Origin of the sequence: Stutzerimonas stutzeri (genome assembly GCF_024448935.1) — a bacterium.
GTDB lineage: Bacteria > Pseudomonadota > Gammaproteobacteria > Pseudomonadales > Pseudomonadaceae > Stutzerimonas > Stutzerimonas stutzeri_AO.
The window spans coordinates 1-23,452 of sequence record NZ_JAMOIE010000006.1; the positions used below are offsets into that span (position 1 = coordinate 1).

A 23,452-nucleotide genomic window follows, 5' to 3' on the forward strand; every position below is an offset into this window, starting at 1 on the left:
GGCAGCCATTCCAGTGGCAGCCTGACCCAAACACAATAGCCTCCGCGATACCCGGGGCGGTTCATGGTGAGTTTCCTTGTGTTCAGTGGTAGTAGCCGGGGCCGCGCAGGTTGGCGTGGTCGTCCGGCAGCAGGGGCAGGTGCTGCTGGGCCAGCGGCAGGTTTTCCAGCCCCTGGCGCAGGATCGATTCGAGGCTCTTGTAACTGCACGCACCGAGGCTGATGGCGCGACGGCAGGCCAACTCCAAGCGCACTTCGCCATGGGTCTTGCCCAGGCGCAGGATGCCCAGGCAGGCCCGGTAGCCCTGCTGCGGATGGATGCGCCGTTCGAGGATGTGCCGGATCACGCCGGCGGTGTTCGGCCCGGTCTGCTCGGCCCAGCGGATCAGCCGTTGCGGCGTCCACTCGGCATGCTCGCGATGGCTCTTGGGCATGTGCTCGGCCTGCGTGCTGTGCCTGCCCTTGTGCATTGAGCGCAGGTGGCTGGCCACTCGCTGGTTGGCGTGGAAAAACTCGACGGTGCGCGCCGTCAGGCGCACCTCCAGCTGCTTCTTCACCAGTTGATACGGCACCGAGTAGTAATGCCCATCGACCTCGACGTGGTAGTCGATGTGCACCCGCGCCTTCTTCCACTCGGCGTAGACGTAGGGTTGCTCCGGCAGGGGGCGCAGCGCCGGACGATCCAGGCTGTCGAAGGCCGACTGCCGGGAGCCCGGCAGCTTCTTGAACGGGCGTTGGTTGAGCCGCTCCAGCAGCCCGGCGATGGCCGTGTTGAGTTCGTCCAAGGAGAAGAACTGCCGATTCCTCAGTGCGGCGAGGATCCAACGCTCGACCACCTGCACGCCGACTTCGGCCTTGGCCTTGTCGCGCGGTTTGCGTGCCCGCGCCGGCACCACCGCCACGCCATAGTGCTCGGCCAGATCGCGGTAGCTGGGGTTGATGTCCGGCTCGTAGCGGTGACTCTTGCTCACCGCGCTGCGCAGGTTGTCCGGCACCACGATCTCCGGCACGCCGCCGAGGAAGGCGAAGCAGCGGGCATGGGAGCCTAGCCAGTCCGGCAGCTGCTGCGACCAGGTGGCTTCGGCGAAGGTGTAGCTGGACGCGCCGAGCACCGCGACGAACACCTGCGCCTGGCGGATCTCGCCGCTGTGGCGATCGATAACCGGCACCGTCTGGCCGGCATAGTCGACGAACAGCTTCTCGCCGACGCGGTGCTCCTGACGCATCACCACGTCCAACTTGCCCTGCCAGGCTCGGTAGTGCTCACAGAACCAGCTGTACTGAAAGCCCTGAGGCTGGCTCAGGCGGTACTCCTGCCAGAGCAGCGCCAGGGTCACCCCGGGGCGGCGCAGTTCGGCATGCACCCATGCCCAATCGGGTAAAGGCCGCTTCTCACTGGCAACCGCCGGGGCCGGCGGGAACAGTTGCTGCTCCAACTCGGCATCGGACAACGAACAGGGCCAGGTGAGGCCGCTGGCGGCAAAACGGCAGAGGTAATCACCGGCACTGCTGTGGCCAATGCCCAGGCTGCGGGCGATCTTGCGCACGGACAGGCCGCAGTCGAACTTGAGGCGTAACACCTCTCGGATTTTACGCATGGATAAACGCTCCACAACGACCTCTCTGCTTCGAAAAAGAGATCGATGGTAGTGAATAAATCCTGCGTGGCTGCCTGCCTGGAAAGTGTCCGGATGACCGCGGAATCGGTGTCCGGATGCTCGTGGAATGAGTGTCCGGATCAGCGTGGAATCACTGTCCGGATGTGCGTGGAATGGGTGTCCGAGTCAGCGTGGAATCCGCAAGTAAGATGATTGCGGCGCCAGAACGTAAAGTATCCGATGCCAATGGCATTATCCTGACTCCAATCGATCTGGCTAAGGAAGATCCGGCACTGTTTGGGCATTTCCAGCTCCACGAGCAGGCCAGGGACGCAGAAGTCCAAGCCGTGAGTAGTTGGTATCGTAGCGGTTCCGGGCCAGCCCCAACTCAGGGGGGAGTATGGGTAGGTGGGAGCATTCTCGTGCCCCTGGCTGGGCAAAACCCGCCGGCCAACGCCATCATGAACAGCATCGATTACACATGGGATAACACCAACCTGCGCGGCTGGGACAGCCAGGTTAGTGTACGTCTGATCATCCAGGCTGGGTCGAATGCCTGGGAGGCGAATGTGACTGCGGCCAACGTCGGCTCAATCAGTGCAGCTGGGGCCAATATTCCTGCAAACGCGCAGCTACAGTTCCAGATGAGGGTTGGTACGCTGCAGGTGAGCCTGTTCAACCCACCCTATATTTCAACGAACTCGGTGCGGGTCCATTACACGTATTGATCCTCACACCATCACCAGCATCGAAAGATGCCGGTGATGGAATCTGGTTATCCCAGTCGTTTGAGAAAATCACTTACGGCTGATTGAGAAATCACCGGACTGCGTTCAGCCAGTCCAGCAATGTTCTTCTCTTTGTTGCCCTCCAAGTATTCTCGTGTCACCGCACCTTGCAAATGCCCATCAGCCCGATCCAATGCGATGAACAGGGCTGCCTGTTGAGCGGCAGGGTTATTGGTCGCAGGCCACCCCACCAGATTTTTGTCCTCAGGCGTCAGCACTTGGTTGAGGTCAATTCTTTTCCATTCATGACCATCTGGGCCGGTTGCATGGGCAATGCCTGCTGATGATGTTGTCCAGTTCCAGCCATCGTCACTGGTCGTGCTGCTGGCAGTTGATCGTTCCTGCTCATTCTGTGCGGCTAGTAGCGCTTCAGCAGACAGGGAAACGGTGTAGCTGCCGCTGCTTGCGGGACTCGGGTTCGCTGAGTCGCCATTGCTAACTGCCTGGGTCGTTCTACTCGAAGGCGTCGAATAGTTCGAGGGCAGGCCGGATGAGTAAAAACTACTGATTTGCATGTCTCAAATCCTTGTCAGAAAGGGAGTCAGTTCCCGCTTTCAAGCAGGTGGATGAAACGGGTTAATGGCACTGCATGCCTCATCCGGCGAGTCGTTCCAGTAACTCATCGACAACCCTGGAAGTGATGCCACCTTCCCCTTGGCTTCTTTCAGCCAAACCGACCATATTCAGTTCAGGATTGCCTACCAAGTAGTCTCTGGTGATCGGCCCCTGCAGGCTGCCATCTTTGCGATCTAGGGCAATGTAAATGGCAGCCCAGTTTGGCTGGGCATCTGGCCATCCGGTCAGGCGCTTATCTTCATCAGTGAGTAGATTTTCCAGATCAATCTTCTCAAGCGCGATAGCCGAGTTTCCGCTGGTCGCTGTAACAGCGCCTGTTGCATTAACGGCTTTGGTGGCGATGTTATCTGTCCCCATCTGGGCAGCCATCAGTGCGGCGAAAGACGAAGTCTGTGAGTCAAGATTCGGCGATGTGCCCTGTGCCGCAGCGCTTGAGTTATCAGTCGTCTGAGTATTCTTGTTCAAGGCGGAGTAAAGCCCAGAATAGGAGTTGTCGATTTGCATGTGTCATGTCCTCGTAGACGGCATGTTCCCGGCAGTGTCCGTCAAGTCGGTGAAATTCCCTGTATTTAAAGCAAGTTTCACTCCAAGTTGTTCTGATGAAAGAAACTGGACTTAACTCGTTGGGTTTTAACGGTTTTTTAATCGATGCTGCGATGCGGGAGGCAAAAATCGAGTTACCAGGCGGCAAAGAATTGCCGGAAGATAGGTAGGCAGTTCCAACGCAAATTATAGGGCGTTCCCCGGGCAGGCCGGGGCGCGCTGTCGTGCATGGCATCGAGCCGCTACGCGTCTCGCCCCTTCGGGCTTCCATCGCTAACGCCTACGGCCCGGCTTCCAGCTTCGGGCCTGCGCGCTTCGCTTGCGTGCGGTCGGCACATGCCTGGTGGTTGTTGCCTGTCCAGCCATCTTTCCTGACCTCATCACCTTGTCCGCGACTGTAGCCCGTGGCCGCGTGCCGTCAAGGCGCGCCAGGCCGTGTCCTCGGCTGCGCCTGCGGGCCGCACCAACCTGGCGCTTCCTCCTTGACGGCCCACGTCCGTGGGCTCCTGACCGTCGCGGGCGATGAACTCAGGAAAGACGGTGGCAACAAGACCAACCGGGTTCTTCGTGCCAACCGCACCGAACAGCCGAAAGGTTGGGCTCCGAATCTAGGAATCCGGTGTGCGGTTTGAACAGCAAACCTTTTTTGTCAGGAGAAAGACCATGCTTGCATCCCGTTTCGCTTCCCGTTCCCCGGTGCTTCGCAGCGACTTCCCGCTGTCCGATGACCAGATCAGAGCCGTGGTGCCGTCCATCTATGCCGACACACCACACCAGAGCCGTTCAGAACGCTACAGCTATATCCCCACAGCTGCCGTGCTGACGGAACTGCGGAAAGAGGGATTTCAGCCCTTCATGGTGACGCAAACCCGCGTCCGTAACGAGGACCGCCGCGACTTCACCAAGCACATGATCCGCCTGCGCCATGCCAATCAAGTCAATGACAGCATCGCCAACGAAATTATTTTGCTGAACTCGCACGATGGCACCAGCAGCTATCAGATGCTGGCGGGAGCGTTCAGGTTTGTCTGCGCTAATGGTCTGGTATGCGGCGACACCGTGGCCGATGTGCGCATTCCGCATAAAGGTGATGTTACCGGGCAGGTCATTGAAGGCGCTTACGAGGTGTTGAGCGGCTTTGAACGGGCGCAGGAGTCCCGCGAAGCCATGCAGGCCATCACCTTGGATGCAGGCGAAGCAGAAATATTCGCACGCGCCGCGTTGGCCTTGAAGTACGACGACCCGGACAAGCCCGCGCCCATCACGGAAAGTCAGATTCTGATGCCGCGCCGGTATGACGATCGCCGCCCCGATCTGTGGATGGCCTTCAACCGCATACAGGAAAACCTGATCAAAGGCGGTTTGCGTGGCCGCAGCGCCAACGGTCGCCGCCAAAGCACCCGAGCGGTACAAGGCATTGACTCCGACATTCGCCTGAATCGCGCCCTGTGGCTGCTGGCTGAGGGTATGCGCCAGTTGAAAGCCTGACCCCTGCGCGGCAAGGGGCAGGCAGCACCCCTTGCCGCTTCTTTCACTGCTGCATTCCAGAACCGAAAGGAGTTTTCATCATGCACGCCATTACTCAAACCGAATCCAAAACCATCACCACACACGAAACTACAGCCCCAGCACAAAGCCTGATTCTGGTGCCGTTGTCACAGCTGCGCCGCTCGCGCCGTAACGTGCGCAAAACCGCAGGCCAGTCCATTGAGGCGCTGGCGTCGAGCATTGAGCGTGTTGGCTTGCTGCAAAATCTGACCGTGATTCTTGCTGTCGATGGCAAGCATTACGAAGTAGTAGCCGGTGGCCGCAGGCTCGCCGCATTGAAGCTGCTGGCAAAAAAACGTCGTTTGCCCAAGGATTGGGAGGTGCCTTGCCTAATCGTGGCCGATGGCAGCGCCCGCACAGCCAGCCTCACCGAGAACGTGCAGCGCGAAGCCATGCATCCGGCAGACCAGTTTGAAGCCTTCGCGGCGCTGGTGGTCGAAGGCCGCCCCGTTGAGGATATTGCGGCTGACTTCTCCGTTACGCCGCTTGTGGTGCAGCGCCGCTTGAAGCTGGCGAACGTCTCGCCGCGCCTGATGGCCGACTATCGGGCCGATGCCGTCACGCTCGATCAGTTGATGGCGCTTGCCATCACCGACGATCACACGGCACAGGAAGCCGCGTTCTACGATGCGCCAACGTGGCAGCGCAGTCCGCACAGCCTGCGCGAACGCCTGACCGAGCGCGAAATCGACGCTTATCGCCATCCGCTGGTGCGCTTCGTCGGGCTGGACAACTACGAAGCCGCAGGCGGCGGCATCCGCCGCGACTTGTTCGCGGAAGGCGATGCGGGCGTGTATCTGACCGATGCTGCGCTGCTGGAAAGGCTGGCGCAAGACAAACTGACAGATATTGCCGCCGCTGTCCGCGCCGAGGGTTGGGCGTGGGTGGATGCCACGCCGGGTGTGACCCATGCCGACCTGCACGCTTTCCAACGCGCCCCGAGGGAGCGCCGCGAACCGAACAAGCGCGAAGTCGCACGCATCGAGAAGTTGCAAGCCAAGATGCACGAACTGGCCGAGGCCGTGGATGGCGCGCTGGACGCTGACGACGAGGAAAAGGCCGATGCCTTGCAAGAGGAAGGCAAAGCCGTGGGCGAGCAGTTGCAGGCGCTGCAAGATGGCTTGCAGGGCTACAGCCCGAATGTGAAGGCCGCAGCCGGTGCCATCGTCACTATCGACCGCAACGGCGAGGCCGTTATTCATCGCGGCCTGATGCGCGAAGCTGAGGCCAAGGCGCTGCGCACGCCGGAACGGCTGCGACAGGGGCTCAGCGGTGAGGATGCCGAGAACGACGAAGGCGAGAGCGCAGACGAGACGCAAGCCCCCGCCATGTCTGACCGACTGGCGCAACGCTTGAGCGTGCATCGTACCGCCGCGCTGCAAATCGAAGTAGCCCGGCATCCGCAAGCTGCGCTGGCCGCCGTGGTGCATGGCATGGCGCAAACCATTTTGCAGCAACGTCAATACAGTCACGATCTGCCGCTGGGCGTACGCCTGACCGTGCAAGACCGGCTGGAGGGCATGGCCCCTGACTGGCCCGAGTCGCCCGCCGCCGTGGCCCTGCGCAAGTTGCAGCAGGTCGCGGGCGAAGTGCTGCCGCAGGACAGCGCCGAACTGTTCGCCGCGCTGCTGGCGATGGAGCAAGGCGAGCTGGTACGGCTACTGGCAGTTTGCGTGGCGGCTACTGTGGACGTGGTGACACCACGCGCTACGGCGCAGCAGCCGGGCGCGGAGCTGGCGCAGGCAGTGAGTCTCGACATGGCCGTATGGTGGCAGCCGACCGCAGAAGGTTACTTCATGCACGTTCCGAAGGCCGCGATCCTGCAAGCTGTGGGCGAGTATGCGCCGGAGCACGTCAACCGGCTGGCGAAATTGAAGAAGGCCGACATCGCGCGCGAGGCCGAGCGGCTGGCCGATGGCACCGGCTGGATGCCTGCCGTCTTCAAGGCCGAAGGTCCGCAGGAGGACATACAGGAAGAAGGCCCGGAGCAGGGTGCCCCGGACGGTACCGAATGCGTGGCGGATGAACCCGGCGAGGCGCTGGTCGCCTGAACCGCACCAAAGGTAAGCGCCCCGGCTACCGGGGCGCTTCGCTTGGAAGGAGAAGTTCCATGCCCCGCCCCCTATTCGGAACGCCCATGCAGGGCCAGCGCCATGAAGTAGTCGGGCGGTACGCCCGGCAGTTGCAGGCCCGCATGGGCCTGAAAGCCAAAGCGCCCGTAGTACGCGGGATCTCCCAACAGCACGCAACCTGCGGCCCGCATGGTCCGCAGTTCGGACAGCGCCTGTTCCATCAGGCGTGAACCGATGCCTTGCCCCTGCCGTTGCGGCAGGACGGAGATCGGCCCCAGTCCATACCAGCCCTCGGCCTGCTGGTGGTGGCCATCGGTGATTGTGACGGGGGACAGCGCAACGTGGCCGACGATCTGTCCGTGTTCTTCGGCCACGATGGAAAGCGTCAGTTCGTTGGCTGCGCGCAAGGCACGCACGATGAATTGCTCGGTATGGCTGGTGTGCGGTGCATCGGCGAAAGCCGCAACCGTGACGGCTTCGATGGCGGCAATGTCGTCCGGGGTTTCGTGTCGGAGCTGGAGGGTCATGGGCTTGTCTTCAATGGCTTCCTGAAAATATAGAACGGCCTGGGCGTGTCGGCGCATAGCGCCGCCGGGCTTTCGGGCTGCGCCCCGTGCCGACTTCGCTGTCACGGCCATTCGGCTTCAATCCCTCACGCCTTCGCGCCTGCGGCGCTGCGCGCTGCGTTTGCCTCCAGGGGAAAGCCCTGCGGCTATCCCCGCCGCGCACAGCTTGGCGCCCCTGAATGCTGCCGAACCGGCTACGCCGGATCGGCCCGAGCGACGCCCCGTCGCGATGGGCGGGGCGCGGGGCTACGCCCCGGCTTGCTGCGGCAGGTTGCACGCTCGCGTGCCGTCCTCGACGCTGGCGGTTCTTGCCCATCACGTCACGAAGGACAGTTCATCGCATAGGATTTGCGCAAGCCTCTTTCTTCGCAACGGCTACCGGCAATTATCCTGCCGTCAGACGGCAAACTTTTGCCGCATCGCTCGCTGTAATTCGGCCAAACCTAATCCCTGGATCGCCCAAAGCGCGATCGAGGCTCATAAAAAGCAGGCAAGGCAACTTGGCATGATATGTGCTTTAGCTCATATGTGTCATAGGATCGACGTGCGCTCTTGCCTGATTCAGATCAGGCCGTATCCACTTACGGAGCTTTGTTCATCCGGGCCTGAGGTTAGTAAGGATGAACACCCAAGATGGAGTTGTTGAAATGAAAAAACTGAACTGGAAGCAGAGCATCGCAGTGGTAGCACTTTGTGCTGCAGGCACCGTCGCACAGGCAGCGGGCGCTTATGTAAGTAATGCAGTTGGAGCGAATATAACCACTCCAAATACCTGGTTCCGTACGAACTTCCCGATTGTCGGTTCTCCACCTCCTGCCGGGTCAACCGTTAGCGCGGTAAGCTGGAATTACGGTATAGGGACTATTCCTTCGGGTGGTACTTTTGCCGCTCGGCTCTGCCACGGCACTACATTAAGCTGTATTGACGTTACTAATGTGAAAAGCGGGTCCTCCTCTGTCTTTGCTGGGCGCCCGGCAACATCAGCTTTTTTCTTGGAGTACAGGATTAATCGGACCACAGCGTTCCCGCAGGTATATGGGCAGTCTGCTCAGCTTATCGTGAACTGGAACTGAGCTAGCTAAGAGATTCTATCGAGTAGGAGGATTTAGAATTTCCTGCTCGATAGAATTTATCTTATACATGAGGCATATATGAACATATCTTCTATTCAGGGCTTTCTCAATCTGGCTTCTTATAATCAGGCCAATTCAGCGGCTAATGGTCGATCATTTTCCGAGCCAGGGACCTCGTTGAGCGCGGCTAGGGGGGCAGAGAAGCCCGGCATTCAGGTGACGCTTTCGGAGGGTGCCCGGCGGTCTGCCTCGGGAGAGCTGCCCGGCTGGGTCAAGGAGAAATCCGAGGACCTGCGCAATAACCCTGACCAAGCTGAAGCAATGAATTTTGTACAGTCCATGGCTACGATTCCGGGAGGGGCGTTACTATCCTACGGCCCTAATTCGGACGGCTTCAGCGATGTGTATTATGCTGCCACAGGCTTGCCTGTGACGCCGGAAAACAAAGCCCGGCATGAGGCACTGAGCCAGTCCATTACGGCCAACACCACCGCCATATTTGAGGCGGAGAGAGCGAAAGGGGCTTCAGCTGCAGATATTTTTGAAAAAATGCATGCGTATATGGCGACACAGCCAAGTGATTACCTGGAAGCCATTGAGTGGTATCGCTCCAGTTACGCACGCGGGTAGTTGATCGGGCGAGGCAATTATGAACATATCTTCTGTCCCAAGCTTGCTCAAGCTGGCTGCTTATAATCAAGTCAATTCAGCGGCTAATGGTCGATCTGTCTCCGAGCCTGGTACCTCGATGGGGGCGGGTTGGGGGGCGGAGAAACCCGGCATTCAGGTGACGCTTTCGGAGGGTGCCCGGCGGGCTGTCTCGGGAGAGCTACCCGGCTGGGTCAAGGAGAAAGCCGAAGACCTGCGCAATAACCCTGACCAAACCGAGGCGATGAATTTCGTTGAGTCCATGGCTACGATTGCAGGGGGACCGCTGATTTCAAACGGCCCTAATTCGGATGGCATAAATGATGTTTATTATGCTGCCACAGGGCTGCCTGTGACGCCGGCAAGCAAAGCCCGATATGAAGCGTTGAGCCAGTCCATTACGGCCAACACCACCGCCATATTTGAGGCGGAGCGGGCGAAAGGGGCATCAGCCGCAGATATTTTTGAAAAAATGCATGCATATATGGCGACCCAGCCAACTGACTATCTGGAAGCCGCAGAATGGTATCGCTCCAGTTACGCACGTGGTTAGCTGATTGATCAAAAGGGCGCCTAGGGCGTGCGTAGTTCTTGTCTTCCCTATGCCTTGTTGATCTGGTCAATATTTTACTGCTCGTTGTAACGTATTGATATCTCTCAATAGGGTGGCCAAATATTCATCCCGATTACTCATTGTTGAGTATGGGCATGCAGGGAGCGGCAGCGATGGATCGCATCGAACAACCTATCCAGGTAGGCCTGGCACGCAAGGTATGCCTGTCGCCGTTACAGCCCCGTCGTCACCCCACTGAAATTTCCCAAATACTCCCAGCCGCCTCGCGCGCCGGCGACTCACTGCGTGTCGCGCACGCCGTATTCCTTTCTTCTCGCAGCATCGGCTCGGCCCGTTTAGGGCCGACCGTGCGCCCCATGCAACACCCACCGAGACACACCCGTGTCGGAATGCAATGCCTGCATCCATCATTCATATGGAGATGTACAACATGAAAACACGCAAGTCACTGCTCGCTCTGCTCGCCGCCGCAGCTCTGTCCAGCGCAGGAGCGGCCTATGCCGGCCCGCCGGTAGCGATTACCTTCAAGCATGTTGGTGCTACTGGTACACCTGATGCGGTCTATACCATGCCGGCCGCGAAAACTGAGTGCAACACCTGACCTTTCCGGTACGGTGCTGCCCCTATGTCCTATTCCGAACTCAGCGCTGAAGAGCGCGCCATCATTCAACTCAGTCAAGCTCAAGGCTTTAGCCTGCGCGGCATTGCTCGCCTGATTGACAGGTCGCCCTCGACCATCAGCCGAGAGCTGAAGCGCAATCGAGGCAGCAGTGGTGCTTACTCGGCCCGCTGCGCCCAGCAACAGATGATCATTCGGCGCCAGGTTTGTCGCCCCAAGCGCAAGCTTGTGCCGGGCAGTGAGCGCTTCGAGCTGGTGGCCCACATGCTGCGTAAGCGTTTGTCTCCCGAGCAGATTGCCGGCAAGCTGCGCAGCATGACCATACCCAACCTCAGAGATGCCTACGTCTGTCGCGAGACGATCTATAACGCGATCTATGCCTTGCCGGTCGGCGAGTTGCGCAAGGAGCTGATCGTCTGCCTGCGCCAAGGCAAGACAACGCGCCGGCCGCGCTCTGGTGGCGTGGATCGGCGCGGCCAGATCCCTGAGATGGTCAGCATTCATGTGCGCCCGCCAGAGATCGAAGACCGACTGATGCCGGGGCATTGGGAAGGTGACTTGATCAAGGGTAAGGCTAACGCCTCGTCTGTAGGCACGTTGGTAGAGCGCACCAGTGGTTACCTGATGCTGGTGAAGATGAATGACGCGACGGCAACCTCGGCGATGGAGGGCTTCAGTGCAGCGCTCAATGGCATGCCGCTGGCGGTGCGCAAGAGCATGACCTACGACCAGGGCCGAGAAATGGCGCGACATGCGGAAATCACCCAGCAGACCGGGGTGGCCATTTACTTTTGCGACCCGCACAGCCCTTGGCAGCGCGGCAGCAACGAAAACATCAACGGCCTGATCCGCCAGTACCTGCCCAAGGGGACTGACTTGTCGGTACACAGCCAAGAGCAATTGAATGCCATCGCCTTGGAACTGAATATGCGCCCCCGCAAACGCTTCGATTTCAAGTGCCCGATCGAAGTCATGGGCGAGGTGATGCACGAAGCCATGGCTATGCGGCATGATGCTCCAGCTTCAATTCAATAACCGTGTTGCACTCAGCGTCTGCAACCGCCCATTATCACGGCCAACGAAACGAGCACTTATGCCAATGCTTCACCGAAGCCAGCCACTCCGATACAAGCGGGAACAAGTAACAGTTATCAAGTTCAGAGCTTGATATCTCCCGATGCGAACTTCGCCAACGTCCGTTACAAGATTGGCAGCAAGGAGTGTGTCTTTACCACCACCTACGTCAATATGTTGGTCGGTGGCGGAGTCAAGGTGCCTTCGTGGAACAAGACAGCCACGCCCAGTGGGGGTGCCGTTTGTACAGCGAATATTACCTCCACCAATATCGCTACCCATGCTTGGTCGGTTGAATTCACAATGAGATAACCAGCAAAGCCGCGAGCGTGTCCCGGTGATGCTTCGCATCACTGGGAACCTCTGCAGCATCGATAACTTTGGCAAAAACAAGGAAGACTCATGAAAAAGCTACTTGCACTCTTTCTCATTCTGGCCTCGTCGTACAGCTACGCAATCGATGCGACTATCACTAAGACGGTCAAGCCCGACAACATCATCGTGGTCAACAACGGCACCGGCCTGGCCCAGTTTGGCCTGCTCAGTACCGACTTCCCCAGTGGCACGGGGAGTTTGACCAAGACACTGCAGGGTATCGATTGGAGCACGACCAACTATCCAAACAATACGGGCGAAACCGTCGAGCTGTGCTACTACCGCCCCTATAACAGCACGCCTGTGAGTTGTACGGCTATATTGCCAAACTCCTCCGGCACGCTGACCACCTACAATGGCCAGAGTTTCGGCAATGGTGCCAAGGTTATAATCCGGCACCGGGTACAAGGTGGCCAGCAGCCGGGCTATCCTGCCGGAAACGACACAGTGACCTTCCGCTACAGTTACTGACAACAGGCTCGGGGCGCCTAAGGGTTTATTGCCCGTGCGGCGCCCATCTACCTCACGGGAAATATGATTTTTCTTGTGCTTAGAACTTTGCGCAGCATGCGGTGGCTAAAGCTTTTCGCTATGCAGCCGTTAACTTTGTAGAATATGAGTCTGAATGGAGCCAAGCCGCAGCTGCATGCGCGTGGAGAAACAGTCATGGTCGGTATCACTACCTACACATCCCTCCCCAGTAGCCGCCTGGCTGGCAGTGCCACTGGTGCTGCGGGCCAAACCCAGGATGTTTCCGCCGACGGCAAGACCAGTACCACGCCCCCCGCAGGCAGCACCAGCACGGTCTCCAACCTGGCTCGCCAATTGGGTGAGGCGGCTGCGCATGCTGAGGCTCGTGATGCCAGCCTCAGCCGTAAGGAGCTGGGCCAGAAGGCTACGGCACAGCTTGATCAGATCACTGGCTACGATTACTACCTGAATCAGGAGCGGCACGATGCTGAGGTGCCCAATACCGACGACCCTGAGCTGCTGGCCCGTGCCAAACAAGCTACCAGCTTCGTCAACGGTTCAGGTAGCAATCCCTTCAAGGGGATGTCCCGCGATCAATTGGCACTGATTGCCTATGATGACAGCGGCAGCTTCACTGTTAACGAGCGGCGGGCCGCATGGTCAGAGGCATACAGCCAAGAGGAAGCATGGCGTCAGAAGGTTGTAGCCCAGGCGATGGACGAGTACAACCGAACCGGCAAGATGACCAATTTCTTCAAAGAAGTGCTTGCCTACTACAATGAGCTGCCCGCCATCGAGCAGGCGCAGTACCCGGACGACTATGCTTCTCGTCTGCAAGAGCTGATCGACCTCGACTTCAACTACATGACTCATCGGGCCGAGGGCAAGGGCAGTAGTCCTGCCAATCTGATCGACCAGTTGTTCGCGTCAGCGCCTCACGCTGGCAAAGAGGAGGTTAGCGCCTCTTCATCCACGGCATCGCAATCCATCTCCGCTGCGCAGTCCGCCAGCGCGGCCAACACCACGGCATCGACAGCCGGCCCCGCCAGTAATGGCTACGATCTCATGGTTTCCCGCCTGTTCGGCGGGAAAGAGCCTGCGGTAGCCAACGGCGCCCAAGGCATGAGTGCCAACAACATCGGTCGCAGCGCTTACGACTTCCTCACCTACGAAGATCGTGCCTTGCTGTCGGACATGTACGCTTATGCGCAGGACGAAGGCGCCGATCTGACCTATGTGGATCGCCTGGCCGAAGAGCTTGGCGACTACCGTCAGCACGACAATGGGCGGTTGCGCTCGAACTTCAATAACGGTCACAACTACGACGCCCAAGGGCACCAACTCACGGTCAGCTTCAACGATAAGGACACTGCCACCGCTTCAAGCATCCTGAATGGATCGGCGATCGGCAGTACTCGTATTGATCAGGGCTTCTTGCGCCATATCCTCGATCCAGGCTATGGCGCGTTGAGCAATACCAGCGACCTGGGTTTCCTCGAACAGATGGTGACGAAGTTTTCCGCCGAAGGCGCGACACACTCTTCGCTCGGTAGCCAATACGCTACCTATACCCCGGTCATCAGCATCAAGGACAACATCGTCCTGAACGCCTCCGAGGACGTGAAGCTCAAGCCCTTCGAGCCGGATATTACCAATGTCAACGGCGTCTGGACGGTAACCGAGAAGGGGGCTGCGGCGGGTATCACACTGGACGACGTGATCGGCAAGTCTGGGCGCATGGCTACTGCTTCAACTGGCCAGGAGCAGAATCGCTACGTCCTGGATGCTTTTTTCAAGAAAGATAATGTAAGTGGGACGGCAATACTGCTTTCTCGCCTTTTTAATTCGGATGGCTCTGTGGAGCCAAGAGTTGAAACCACGACGACCACAAGCAACACTTCAGCCAGTGTCTATAGCTTTCTTACGAAAAGCGATAGAGAAATGTTGGCAACCGTTTATGAATATGCAAGTGCTAACGGACTAGATCCGCTCAAGGTCGATGGCTTAGCTTTTGACTTGGGGGTCTACCGAAGGGCTGGCCCTGGAGGGCCGCTGGACAATGTGGGAAAGGCATATGATCTTCAGGGCAACCCCTTCATTGCTGAGTTCAATGCAGAGGATGAGGCCGTTGCGCAGAGAGTACTGACCAGCAAGGCAATGGGCGATACCTTGATTGACCGTGGCTTTTTGGAAGCTGTATTCACGCCAACCCGGATGTCTGTACACGCATCGGATTTCTCGTTTCTGGAAGACGTCGTCTACGCCTTCTCGGCATCAGGCTCTGATGGCGCTACGAACCCTGATGCCAAACCGGTAGTCCGATACAGAGCAGAGGATTTTCCACCTCTCAACCTGGATGATCAGACTGTAGACTCAGGCAGCAAGATAATGCTGTCCCGGCTATTGGAGAAAGACCTTGCAGGCACTATTGATGCTCTGGGCATGTTATCCGGCAATGAGCATATAACCAGGCTTCTGGACTTGCTAAGCGATAATGATAAAGACATGCTTAGTAAATTTTATGCGAGCGCGCAGATTAGGAATGAAGATCTCTCGAAGATCGATGATATGGCGATTATGCTTGGAAGCTATCGAATTATTGGTCAGCGTATATAAGCACGATGAGGCAAAGGCATAGGGCCTCGTGTTGGCGGGCGGATTTGGCATCGCGCAAGAAACCTGTACCGGTTGCAGCCGCGTGGTCGCCAAGGCAGGAAGCAGGCCAAAAAAAAACAGGCGCTCCGCTCTTATTGTCGTGGGTTATTCGCTGCGAGTGGCATCGTCCGATAATGGCGAGAGATAAGGGTTGTTCGGAGGCATTTCCGAAAACAACAGGCGAGCGTCATCGAGAAGGTAGCCATGCAGGCGTCGCGATTTGCGCGGCCCGGTGACTTCGCAGGTCCAGATGTTCAGACCGCTGGCCTGCTTGCGATGCAGTTGCAGCTTCTCGAAGCGCTTCTGTATCCACTGCCAGTCCTGCACCTTGTCCTGCTTGGCGAGCGCCGAGATACCGGGGTATTCCTGGGCGTAGCGCTGGAACAAACCAGGGCTGACCAGATAAACCGTGTCCGCCACGGTATGCACGAGCGCCTTGGCATCGTTGATGATGAGGCGACGGGACTGGATGCCGTCGCGAAGCCAGGCGATGAAATGCTCGCTGGACGGTTCCGCACAGTCAGGGATTTCGGCTACCTTCTTCAGCGAGCTGACGGCGGCATTCATGGGTGGCTCGGTGAAAGACGTCGATCCGCCGCTGCCGTCCTGAACAGGCTGCTCTCGCTCCCCACTGCTTTCCTGCGCAGTCTCCTCGAACAGGGACAGCAGCTCGTCCATCGCATTTGCGGTGGTTTCTCCCGTGGGCTGGTGTAAAGCACTGTCGGTTGATACGAGCTTGGACGGTAGCTGTCCGGCGACATCGGAAGCGTTGCCGGCGTTAGTTGTAATGCTGTCTGCGACTTCATCCGTGCTGGTTGCTGGCTGTTCCGTGGCGTCGGTCTCGGAGGCCATCTCCACCGTCACAGTTCCGGCGAAGGGCTCGGGGCGCTCGTCCGGCTGCCAGATCAGTGCAGGCGACATCCGCAGCAGCGTAAAGCTGTGCGACCAGCCGCCCTCACTGCTGACCGTTGCGCGCCAGATGGCCTTGCCGTCCGGCGTCGGCTGCAGCATGCCGTGATCCTGCAACACGTTGAAGACGGCCGTGTTGTTCGAGGGGATGCCGTCGATACCCTGCGACAGAAGGTGTGCGCGCAGCTTGTCCGAGACGGTCTTGCTCACCAGCCACAAGGCATCCTGTGTCAGCCAGCCATCCGATGCCTGGGGCTGGTTCAGCTTCAACTCTTCCTTCAGAAGATAGCGAAGGCCATTGATGAGCTTGCGTTGCAGAGCATGCTTGGGCGCAGCCATGGCGCGGCTAGGATCGCCCCCCAGCTCCTGGGCCACCGATGCGCGGTCGGCCTGGACGACGAGTTCGCCCAGCACGCCGGCGTGCTCGTACTGGCCAGCCAGTACATAGAGCAGTGCTGCCCAAAGCGCGGGGTAGCCACTGAGCCAGTCGAGGATGCCGGCATCGAGCAACCGATGGTAGAGCAAGCCGGTGGCTGCGCCATGCAGGCGATACTCGCGATCATCGCGGTAGCGGAAGCGATAGGGATGCCTCAGCGGGCCGTGCCAGGGGTGCCAGACGCTGCCATCCTCATGCTCGACATGCAGGTCGACGGCGATCTTGCCAATGTCATGCAGCAATGCGGCATAGGCCGTCGCGGCCGTCCAGGCCTCTGCCTGCGCGGCCTGGTCTTCCGGTGTTGCGCCGGCCGGCAGCAGATGCGACTGCCGCAATTTGAGCGCGAAGGCGACGATCTCCAGCCCATGGTCGAGCATGCCACCGAGGTAAGCGTGGTGGTGGCTTTCCGATGCCGGGAACTGCTGTACCAGCTCGGCATAACGCTCCAGCGGCGCGCGGTACAACGCCGCGAACTGCTTGCGCGAGAGTGAGGTGCGCTGCCAGATGTGTTCCAGTAGTTTCTGCCGACGGGGCGTGGCAAGCAAGGACGCGGCCGGTTCCGGCCGCGTCAGCCCTTTGGAAAGACCGGCAGATACTGGTGACGGCGCAGCAGGAACCAAGATCCGTTTTCGCTGGAATAAAGAAAGCATGCGAGTGTCCTGGTGATGAGATGGTCAGGGCCTTTTCGCCTTTTCAGGTAGGGCCTTTCCCCTTGCACCCCATTCCCTTCCCGCCTTTCAGCCCTTCGGCCTTTAACAGCCTTTTGGTATAGAGCGGCGGATATTGATCGTCCATCGTCAATGCGGGGTGTGGCGAAGCCGGTTTGATACGAGAAGGCTGGCTGTTCTCGCTCTACGATGGGCCACCATTGGATTCGGAGGGACACCATGAACCCTTACATTGACAACGTAAGGATAATTCCTTACAATGACGGCATCTCTATTGGGAGAGTTGCCATGCCTGCCATACATGAAGTCGCCACACTAACCTCCAAAGGCCAGATCACGCTGCCTAAGTCCATCCGGCAAGCCCTCGGCGTGGACACCGGCGGCAAGGTTGCGTTTGACCTGCGTGATGGCGAAGTCGTCGTGACCCGCGCCGACGCCGAACACGAAGACCCAGCCATTGCAGCGTTCTTGAGCCTGCTGGCCCGCGATATTGAAGCTGGCCGGAATGTTCGTGGGCTGCCGGAGGATCTGGCTCGCACGATGCTGGAGCATGCGGGCCACAACGTGGTCTTGGGCGATGATTTCGATGAAGACGTGGAAATCTGATGCAACAGCATGGCTGGACGCTGCTGTTTCATGACAACCTGATCGAACAGTTGATGAAGCTGCGAGCGGCTGTACTGCGCGCGCAAGAGAACGACCCGGAGGGTTTCGCGTCCAATGCCAACGTCAAGTTCTTCCGGGCTTTGATTCATTTGATGCAAGACGTGGTGCCGGGTGATCCAGCGCGCGACGAGTACCGTCAGGGCAACACCATGGGGCCGGCTTATCGTCACTGGCGGCGGGCCAAGATCGGAAGACGGTATCGGCTGTTCTTCCGGTACGACTCGAAGGCAAAAGTCATCGTGTATGCCTGGGTCAACGACGGCCAGACCTTACGGTCATCGGGAAGCAAGTCAGACCCGTACGCCGTATTTGAGAAGATGCTCGGACGCGGAAACCCGCCAGACGAATGGAACGCATTGGTAAGGGCAAGCAAGCCGGATTGGAGCAAACGGGAATAGCCATCTCACATGCAGCAGGTGACGACCATGAACACGACAACCCGTAGCAGTACCGCAGAACGCCTTGGCCGCTGGCTTGGCCGTGGATGGCGGGGCTACGTGCGTCGTGAGCGGCGGGTGGCCGCGTGGCTGGTGTCGGCTGGTGCGCCGAACGGTGTTGCGACCGCGCTGGTGTGGATCGTCAAGCTCGCTGTGCTGGGAGTGCTGCTCTATACCGCCTTCTGGTTGGCGCTGCTGCTGGTGTGCCTGCTGCTCGTGGCTCGTAGTTTTGGCAAGGGTAGCGACGACCTCTCGCAACCGAGCACGGAGTTGCGCCACGGCGAGGCGGGGTTCGGCCTGTATTCGTCGGATGGGCACCGTCTCGATCCGCACGACCCCAACAATCCATACGACGATTAAACCTGTCAGACACTGGCAGCGCCGGATCAGCGCGTCGCCCTGTTCACGCCTGATGCGGTGCTGTCCTTCGCGTCCTTGGAACCCGTCGCGAGATTCTGCGCGACCACACCGGCCTTCACGCCGGCCCACCCCAACGCGGCGACCCAGAACGTCGGCAGCACCAGAAACATGGTGCCCATGACGAGCATCAGCAGCATGTCGCCAAAGGTATTGTTCAATCCGATCAACGGATCGAAATTGCTGTGTGGCCGATTCCAGCCCCAGCCCCACCCGTAGAGCGCGTCAAGGATCGTGCTGTCGATCCAGCGGGCCAGTTGAAACCAGAAGTCCACAAAGAACAACGCGAACTGGACCGTGCTGATGGTGATGACGGTCTTCAGATCGTAGGTGCCCACCACGAGCACAATCGGAATGCAGATCACCAGAGACATCTTCAGCAGAGAGAGCACCATGGGCAGTGCCTGGCGCATCACATCGAGGGCTGGAAAGGCGGCGATTGCGCCCAAGGTCATGCCGACGTCGCTGGTGGCACGATTGACGATGTTGGGTAGCGTCTTGTCGATCTGCCCGCCGTAGTCGGTATAGACGCTGCCCTGGTTAAGCTTCTGCTGGCGCGGCGAGGCGATGGTGCGGATCACCGAGTCATCAACCTCGGCGCGGCTCAGGAAACCGGCCCAGCCGGCGAGGCGGTTGAGCAGGCTGGGATCGACCTGTTCGAGCAGGCGGGTGCGCAGGCCGTTGCCGCTGTCGCTCCACCATTGGCGGCAGGTCGGATAACCGGCGCCGCTCGGCACCTGCGCCAGGCCGGCATCCCGGTTGCTGTCGTAGGCCCAGCCGTCGCGCGGCGTCCTGGCCCGGTAGGTGTCGTAGTAGCCCGCATTGTCGAGGAAGAACCGAGACCCGATCCAGGTGACGTCGTGCATCTGCGCCTCATCGAGATCCGGCCGGCTCATGAACAGCTTGGCGCGTGCAGGGCCATAACAGTCGTGGGTGAAGTCCGAGACTTCCTGTGCCAATACGGGGTCGTCGATGCGCGTGGCATTGACCTCCATGCGGATCTGCCGCAGGTCGGTCCCGCATGGAATGGCGGCGACCGAGGCGCCGGTGATCGCGCGCGACAGCGCGTGCATGAAGGCCCACCACACCGGTACGCGCGCGCTCTGGTTGTTGAGTGTGCTGAACGACTGCGACCAGCCGGTTTCGGTGGGCTGAGGAACGTTCACCTGGCACTGCGCCGAGCGCGCCTGGTCATAGTGAATGGTGTTGAGGTCGACGTCGATGAAGGGGATGCCAGCGAACATCACCACGACGATCGCTACCCAGACGCGGTTCTCGATGCGCACCGAAGACAGTGCGCCCTTGTTGCCTTCGTCCGCACCCTCGGCACGCGCCTTGAGCCATTCCTGGATGATGATCGCCACGAAGGGAATGGCGAACACGCCGCTGGAAACGAGAACCGCCCAGATGCCGTTATGGATGATCCAGCCCAGCAGGGTCAGGTAGTACTCAAGGTAGTCCGTGGTGAACAACGTCATGTCCGGCCTCCCACTACGCCGCTTGCATCAGCAGGCTGGCCTCAAGCGCGACAATCCCCGCCACGCCGGCGATTTCGGCGCGCAGGAGGCGGCGCTTGGCTTCCGTGCCGGTTTCGCGCGCCAGCAGGCGCCGGCGCATCCATACCCACCCGTAGCCCGTCGCGCCGTATAGGCACAGCCGCCACAGCAGGAAGTAGCCGGATGCCTCCGCCAGCCAGCGTTCCCAGCCGACGACGCTGCCGAGGTAGTGGATACCCGCGATGTTGGCTGCCACCGCCGCCGCAAGCAGCAGCATCGTCCACAGCAGCGTCTTCGCCACGCGCCGGTTGAACAGCCAGCGCGGGCGCAGCCAGGTCGGACTCATGGCGTACCTCCTGGGTTGGGCCGCTGCAGCTGGTCGAGGCGGTCGGGCACGGGGTCGCCCTCGTAGATGCCTCGCGAACCGGCGGCCCGGGTGCTATGGCGCTGGATGATCGCCATCGGCGAGTTGTTGGCGAGCGTACGGCGCAACTCCAATTCGGTCTTGAGGTTTGAAATTTCCCGGTCGAGCGCGCCGCTCTCCTGATCGACGGCAGCCACCGCCAACTGGTTGGCGGCGACGTTGGGTTCCTTCCTGCCGGTCAGCAAGGTGCGTTGCAGCAGCAAGGCTTTCTCCAGCACCGATGCCAGTGCCACTTCCGAGGCCAAGCGCTGTGCCAGGATGTGCTGATCCGGCTCGTCGCGCAGCGCTTCGATGACGCCACGGGTGATCGGCAGTGACACGCTGCCGGCGTCGCGCAGGTTCTCGAAGGTGGTGTTGCGTGTGCCGTCGATCAGCTCCTGCAGCGTCTGCAGCTTGGTGTCGTACTCTTCCTGGATGAGGGGTGTCAGGCCCACACCCGGAACGGTTTCGGTTTTGGTGCAGGCGTCGCAGGTGCGCTGCTCCTGTTCGCCGAGCACGCGGGTGGCCCAGTCGATCGCTTCTTGCGGGGAGGTCCAGGTCTGGCAGGCCAGGCTGTTGCAGCTCGCCGCATCGATGGCCGAGGCGTCGGTCACGCTGCGGCCATTGACGAGGTTGTAGCCGGCCCTGGTAACGTCGCTCACCACCCTGATCGCCGGCTGACCGGCGCCGCCGGCGTTGTTGCCCCCGACCCACGGCACGCCGTCGTTGCCCCGGCGCGTCTCAGCCTGCTCAATGGCCGACACCGCATCCGTGCTCGACACGGCATCGCGCAGCGCCATGCCTTCCGCCATCTGGCTCCAGCCAAGCTGGCCGCCGGCCATGTCGGCCATGCGTTCAGCCATCGACCTGCAGGTCAACTTGGAGCGATCGAAATCCAGCCTTGCCTGGAGGACGCCATTGGTCAGCAGGTTATACAAACCTGGGTCGGCCCTCTGGATGATCAGAGCCGGAAGCGACGCAACGGCGCTGGTAGCGCTCTGGATCACGTTGCTCATGATGTTTTGAAATCCGTTGGTCAGCCCGTTGAGCTGGTTCTGGATCGTGGTGCTGATGCTCATGTCGCCGCAGATCAGGTTGCTGTTCCAGCCGGCCCCGACCCCGATCGAGCGCATGCCCGCAGCGCCGCTCATGGAAACCGCGTTACCGCCACCGATCGAGTACATGACTTCGTCGCCGATCACGCTGCCGCTGGTCTGGAAGCCGCCGCTCTGAGCCCATGCCCAGCCACTGGCCAACGCGAGCGCGCCGGCCAGTATGGCCGGCCGCCACAAGTGATCTGCAAGCATGGAATGACGGCGACGGTCAGGGCGCTTCATCGTGGTGTCCTCAGTTGAAATCCACACTGCCAAGGAAGGTCTGCCCGCGGCGCTGGCAGCAGCTGTACGGGCGCCACAGCGCCCAGGCGTAGTCGCCCCGTTGTGCCTGGGGCAGCGACCCGGCATGGGGAAACACGGTGCAGCTGTTGGAAAGGCGTGGGGTCAGTTGCTGCCACTTGCCCGTGCTGGCGTCGCTTTCGATCAACGCGCCGGCCGGCCAGTAGCCGTCGCGCGCGTTCGCCAGCAGCGGCTGGTACACATGCAGTTGGCCGCGGCGGGTCACGATGTCGCCAGCACGCTGGGCGACGACCGCCCCGGCCTTGTAGTCGTCGGTCTGGTGCAAGAACCCGCCACGCGGGTACACGGCGCCCCAAAGATTCAGTCCGCTGCGTGTGCCGATCTCGCGCATACCGGGGATCAGCGCCTCGGGGTACACCGCCTCCGGGACGTTGTAGCGCCAGGCCAGGGTGTCGAGCGTGCTGAGCAGGTACGGCATGAAGGCAGTACCGGCGCCTGCGCAGATGTAGCCGGACGCCGAAGCGAACTGGCTGAATACCTCGCCGCCCGGGTGGCCGATGACGTCGGCGTTCTTGAACTTTGCAAGATTGTTTTCGTGATCCTCGTTGGTGGTTCCGTCACCACCGGCCTGCGCCGTGGCATTGGGCTGGCTCATTGCCCGCGCCTCGACCCAGGGATTCTCCCCGGTGTTGCTGTAGCTCGATACCACCGAGTCGGGAACGTAGTGGCGTACCTTGATCGACGTGCGCACGGTGCAGCCCGTCCAGGTGCAATACTGCCAGTAGCAGATCCCGGTGACCCGGTATTCGAGGCAGTCCGGCGACAAGGTCGAGGAGATGATGGTGGCGGTGTTGAGGGCGAAGCTCGACGTGGCACTGCACAGCAGCGCGACGGCGGCCCCGAGCCGCAGGCGACGGGAAATCATGGCTGTCCCTCCCGGTAACGCTCGATGCGGACCAGCGCCTGGCCGAGGTCGCTTTCCCCATACACGACGTAGCGCTGATCGACGATCACCGCCGGAATGCTGGTGATGCCTAAGCTCCAGGCATCGGTCATGCCCTGGTAAGCCTCACGCATGCGCTGTTGCAGCGCTTGGCCACCTTCGTTCAGCCGCCGCTGGACGAGCGCCGCGGCCCGCTGCGGATCGTCCGGCAACCGGGCCGACAGTTCCGCTTCGATGGCCTGCGCCGCGTCGAGCTGGATGATGCGATCCGCCGCCTGGGCACCGGCCACCGGGTGGCGGACGTCCGCCACGATCCAGATCTCCGCTGCGGTCACGTTGCCGGCGACCAGCAGCAGTGCCGGAAGGGCCAGCGTCCGGCTGAGGTGGGCAAGAAAGGTGTGCATGGACTTCGCGTCTCGGGGTGAATGACCCCTGGTAGTCGAACCCATGGTGCAGATGCCCACCACGAACAATGCGCACTGTGACAATCCCTGTTTCTTGGGGATCGGATAGCTGTCCCGTGGAGCGGAGAGGCCTTTCAGG

General features: G+C 60.2%; 23 protein-coding genes. 13 read left to right on the forward strand and 10 right to left on the reverse strand.

The window, feature by feature from the left end:
• Nucleotides 1-82: 82 nt before the first annotated feature.
• On the reverse strand, nucleotides 83-1,597 hold the full coding sequence (gene istA, locus NA637_RS02800) for an IS21-like element ISPpu7 family transposase (RefSeq protein WP_256070949.1): 1,515 nt from the start codon (nucleotides 1,595-1,597) through the stop codon (nucleotides 83-85).
• Between the two features lie 191 nt (nucleotides 1,598-1,788).
• On the opposite strand from istA, the gene NA637_RS02805 reads away from it, so the two are divergent.
• Nucleotides 1,789-2,325, forward strand: a complete 537-nt coding sequence (locus NA637_RS02805) for a hypothetical protein (protein ID WP_256070950.1) — start codon at nucleotides 1,789-1,791, stop codon at nucleotides 2,323-2,325.
• Nucleotides 2,326-2,372: 47 nt separating this feature from the next.
• Here NA637_RS02805 and NA637_RS02810 read toward each other — a convergent pair whose 3' ends face one another.
• Together NA637_RS02810 and NA637_RS02815 are read right to left on the reverse strand one after the other, a co-directional pair.
• Entirely contained in the window at nucleotides 2,373-2,900 is a 528-nt protein-coding gene (locus NA637_RS02810; protein ID WP_105929257.1) for a hypothetical protein, read from the reverse strand.
• Nucleotides 2,901-2,979: 79 nt separating this feature from the next.
• On the reverse strand, nucleotides 2,980-3,465 hold the full coding sequence (locus NA637_RS02815) for a hypothetical protein (RefSeq protein WP_031641397.1): 486 nt from the start codon (nucleotides 3,463-3,465) through the stop codon (nucleotides 2,980-2,982).
• Between the two features lie 702 nt (nucleotides 3,466-4,167).
• Between NA637_RS02815 and NA637_RS02820 the strand changes: the two genes are divergently transcribed.
• Both NA637_RS02820 and NA637_RS02825 read left to right on the forward strand, forming a co-directional pair.
• Complete coding sequence (locus NA637_RS02820; RefSeq protein ID WP_023112229.1) at nucleotides 4,168-4,992, forward strand: DUF932 domain-containing protein; 825 nt, start codon at nucleotides 4,168-4,170, stop codon at nucleotides 4,990-4,992.
• A gap of 80 nt (nucleotides 4,993-5,072) precedes the next feature.
• The gene (locus NA637_RS02825; RefSeq protein ID WP_256070951.1) at nucleotides 5,073-7,103 is read left to right on the forward strand and encodes a ParB/RepB/Spo0J family partition protein; all 2,031 of its coding nucleotides are present in this window, start codon (nucleotides 5,073-5,075) and stop codon (nucleotides 7,101-7,103) included.
• Between the two features lie 71 nt (nucleotides 7,104-7,174).
• On the opposite strand, the gene NA637_RS02830 is transcribed toward NA637_RS02825, so the two are convergent.
• Nucleotides 7,175-7,651, reverse strand: a complete 477-nt coding sequence (locus NA637_RS02830; RefSeq protein WP_042919383.1) for a GNAT family N-acetyltransferase — start codon at nucleotides 7,649-7,651, stop codon at nucleotides 7,175-7,177.
• A 659-nt stretch (nucleotides 7,652-8,310) separates the two neighbouring features.
• Between NA637_RS02830 and NA637_RS02835 the strand changes: the two genes are divergently transcribed.
• From NA637_RS02835 to NA637_RS02865, 7 genes are all read left to right on the forward strand, one after another.
• Nucleotides 8,311-8,763: a flagellar protein FlhE gene (locus NA637_RS02835; protein ID WP_256070952.1), complete on the forward strand. Its 453-nt coding sequence runs from the start codon at nucleotides 8,311-8,313 to the stop codon at nucleotides 8,761-8,763.
• A 78-nt stretch (nucleotides 8,764-8,841) separates the two neighbouring features.
• The gene (locus tag NA637_RS02840) at nucleotides 8,842-9,393 is read left to right on the forward strand and encodes a hypothetical protein (protein WP_042919378.1); all 552 of its coding nucleotides are present in this window, start codon (nucleotides 8,842-8,844) and stop codon (nucleotides 9,391-9,393) included.
• 19 nt (nucleotides 9,394-9,412) lie between these two features.
• Nucleotides 9,413-9,964 carry a hypothetical protein gene (locus NA637_RS02845; RefSeq protein WP_181083866.1) on the forward strand — a complete coding sequence of 184 codons (552 nt, stop codon included), beginning with the start codon at nucleotides 9,413-9,415 and terminating at the stop codon, nucleotides 9,962-9,964.
• A 451-nt stretch (nucleotides 9,965-10,415) separates the two neighbouring features.
• Nucleotides 10,416-10,586: a hypothetical protein gene (locus NA637_RS02850; protein ID WP_256070954.1), complete on the forward strand. Its 171-nt coding sequence runs from the start codon at nucleotides 10,416-10,418 to the stop codon at nucleotides 10,584-10,586.
• Nucleotides 10,587-10,610: 24 nt separating this feature from the next.
• Complete coding sequence (locus tag NA637_RS02855; RefSeq protein ID WP_256070956.1) at nucleotides 10,611-11,639, forward strand: IS30 family transposase; 1,029 nt, start codon at nucleotides 10,611-10,613, stop codon at nucleotides 11,637-11,639.
• 441 nt (nucleotides 11,640-12,080) lie between these two features.
• Nucleotides 12,081-12,524 carry a hypothetical protein gene (locus NA637_RS02860; protein ID WP_256070957.1) on the forward strand — a complete coding sequence of 148 codons (444 nt, stop codon included), beginning with the start codon at nucleotides 12,081-12,083 and terminating at the stop codon, nucleotides 12,522-12,524.
• A gap of 195 nt (nucleotides 12,525-12,719) precedes the next feature.
• Nucleotides 12,720-15,140 (forward strand): hypothetical protein, encoded by a 2,421-nt coding sequence (locus NA637_RS02865; protein ID WP_256070959.1) that lies wholly within the window; start codon nucleotides 12,720-12,722, stop codon nucleotides 15,138-15,140.
• A 144-nt stretch (nucleotides 15,141-15,284) separates the two neighbouring features.
• Here NA637_RS02865 and mobH read toward each other — a convergent pair whose 3' ends face one another.
• On the reverse strand, nucleotides 15,285-17,174 hold the full coding sequence (mobH, locus tag NA637_RS02870; protein WP_033947706.1) for a MobH family relaxase: 1,890 nt from the start codon (nucleotides 17,172-17,174) through the stop codon (nucleotides 15,285-15,287).
• Nucleotides 17,175-17,480: 306 nt separating this feature from the next.
• On the opposite strand from mobH, the gene NA637_RS02875 reads away from it, so the two are divergent.
• From NA637_RS02875 to NA637_RS02885, 3 genes are read left to right on the forward strand one after another with little or no spacing between them, the layout of a single operon-like run.
• Entirely contained in the window at nucleotides 17,481-17,798 is a 318-nt protein-coding gene (locus NA637_RS02875; RefSeq protein WP_033947861.1) for a type II toxin-antitoxin system PrlF family antitoxin, read from the forward strand.
• On the forward strand, nucleotides 17,798-18,256 hold the full coding sequence (locus NA637_RS02880) for a type II toxin-antitoxin system YhaV family toxin (RefSeq protein WP_256070961.1): 459 nt from the start codon (nucleotides 17,798-17,800) through the stop codon (nucleotides 18,254-18,256). Before NA637_RS02875 ends, NA637_RS02880 begins: the two co-directional genes overlap by 1 nt.
• A 27-nt stretch (nucleotides 18,257-18,283) precedes the next feature.
• Entirely contained in the window at nucleotides 18,284-18,655 is a 372-nt protein-coding gene (locus NA637_RS02885) for a DUF3742 family protein (protein ID WP_024161569.1), read from the forward strand.
• 26 nt (nucleotides 18,656-18,681) lie between these two features.
• Here the strand turns inward: NA637_RS02885 and NA637_RS02890 are convergent, their stop codons facing one another.
• From NA637_RS02890 to NA637_RS02910, 5 genes are read right to left on the reverse strand one after another with little or no spacing between them, the layout of a single operon-like run.
• Entirely contained in the window at nucleotides 18,682-20,190 is a 1,509-nt protein-coding gene (locus NA637_RS02890; RefSeq protein WP_003296506.1) for a conjugal transfer protein TraG N-terminal domain-containing protein, read from the reverse strand.
• A 13-nt stretch (nucleotides 20,191-20,203) separates the two neighbouring features.
• Nucleotides 20,204-20,554: a hypothetical protein gene (locus tag NA637_RS02895; RefSeq protein ID WP_003296505.1), complete on the reverse strand. Its 351-nt coding sequence runs from the start codon at nucleotides 20,552-20,554 to the stop codon at nucleotides 20,204-20,206.
• Nucleotides 20,551-21,948 (reverse strand): integrating conjugative element protein, encoded by a 1,398-nt coding sequence (locus NA637_RS02900; protein ID WP_024161568.1) that lies wholly within the window; start codon nucleotides 21,946-21,948, stop codon nucleotides 20,551-20,553. The genes NA637_RS02895 and NA637_RS02900 overlap by 4 nt, the downstream gene beginning before the upstream one ends.
• A gap of 10 nt (nucleotides 21,949-21,958) precedes the next feature.
• Complete coding sequence (locus NA637_RS02905) at nucleotides 21,959-22,891, reverse strand: TIGR03756 family integrating conjugative element protein (RefSeq protein WP_256070963.1); 933 nt, start codon at nucleotides 22,889-22,891, stop codon at nucleotides 21,959-21,961.
• Nucleotides 22,888-23,313 carry a TIGR03757 family integrating conjugative element protein gene (locus tag NA637_RS02910; protein WP_041609533.1) on the reverse strand — a complete coding sequence of 142 codons (426 nt, stop codon included), beginning with the start codon at nucleotides 23,311-23,313 and terminating at the stop codon, nucleotides 22,888-22,890. The genes NA637_RS02905 and NA637_RS02910 overlap by 4 nt, the downstream gene beginning before the upstream one ends.
• Between the last annotated feature and the right edge of the window lie 139 nt (nucleotides 23,314-23,452).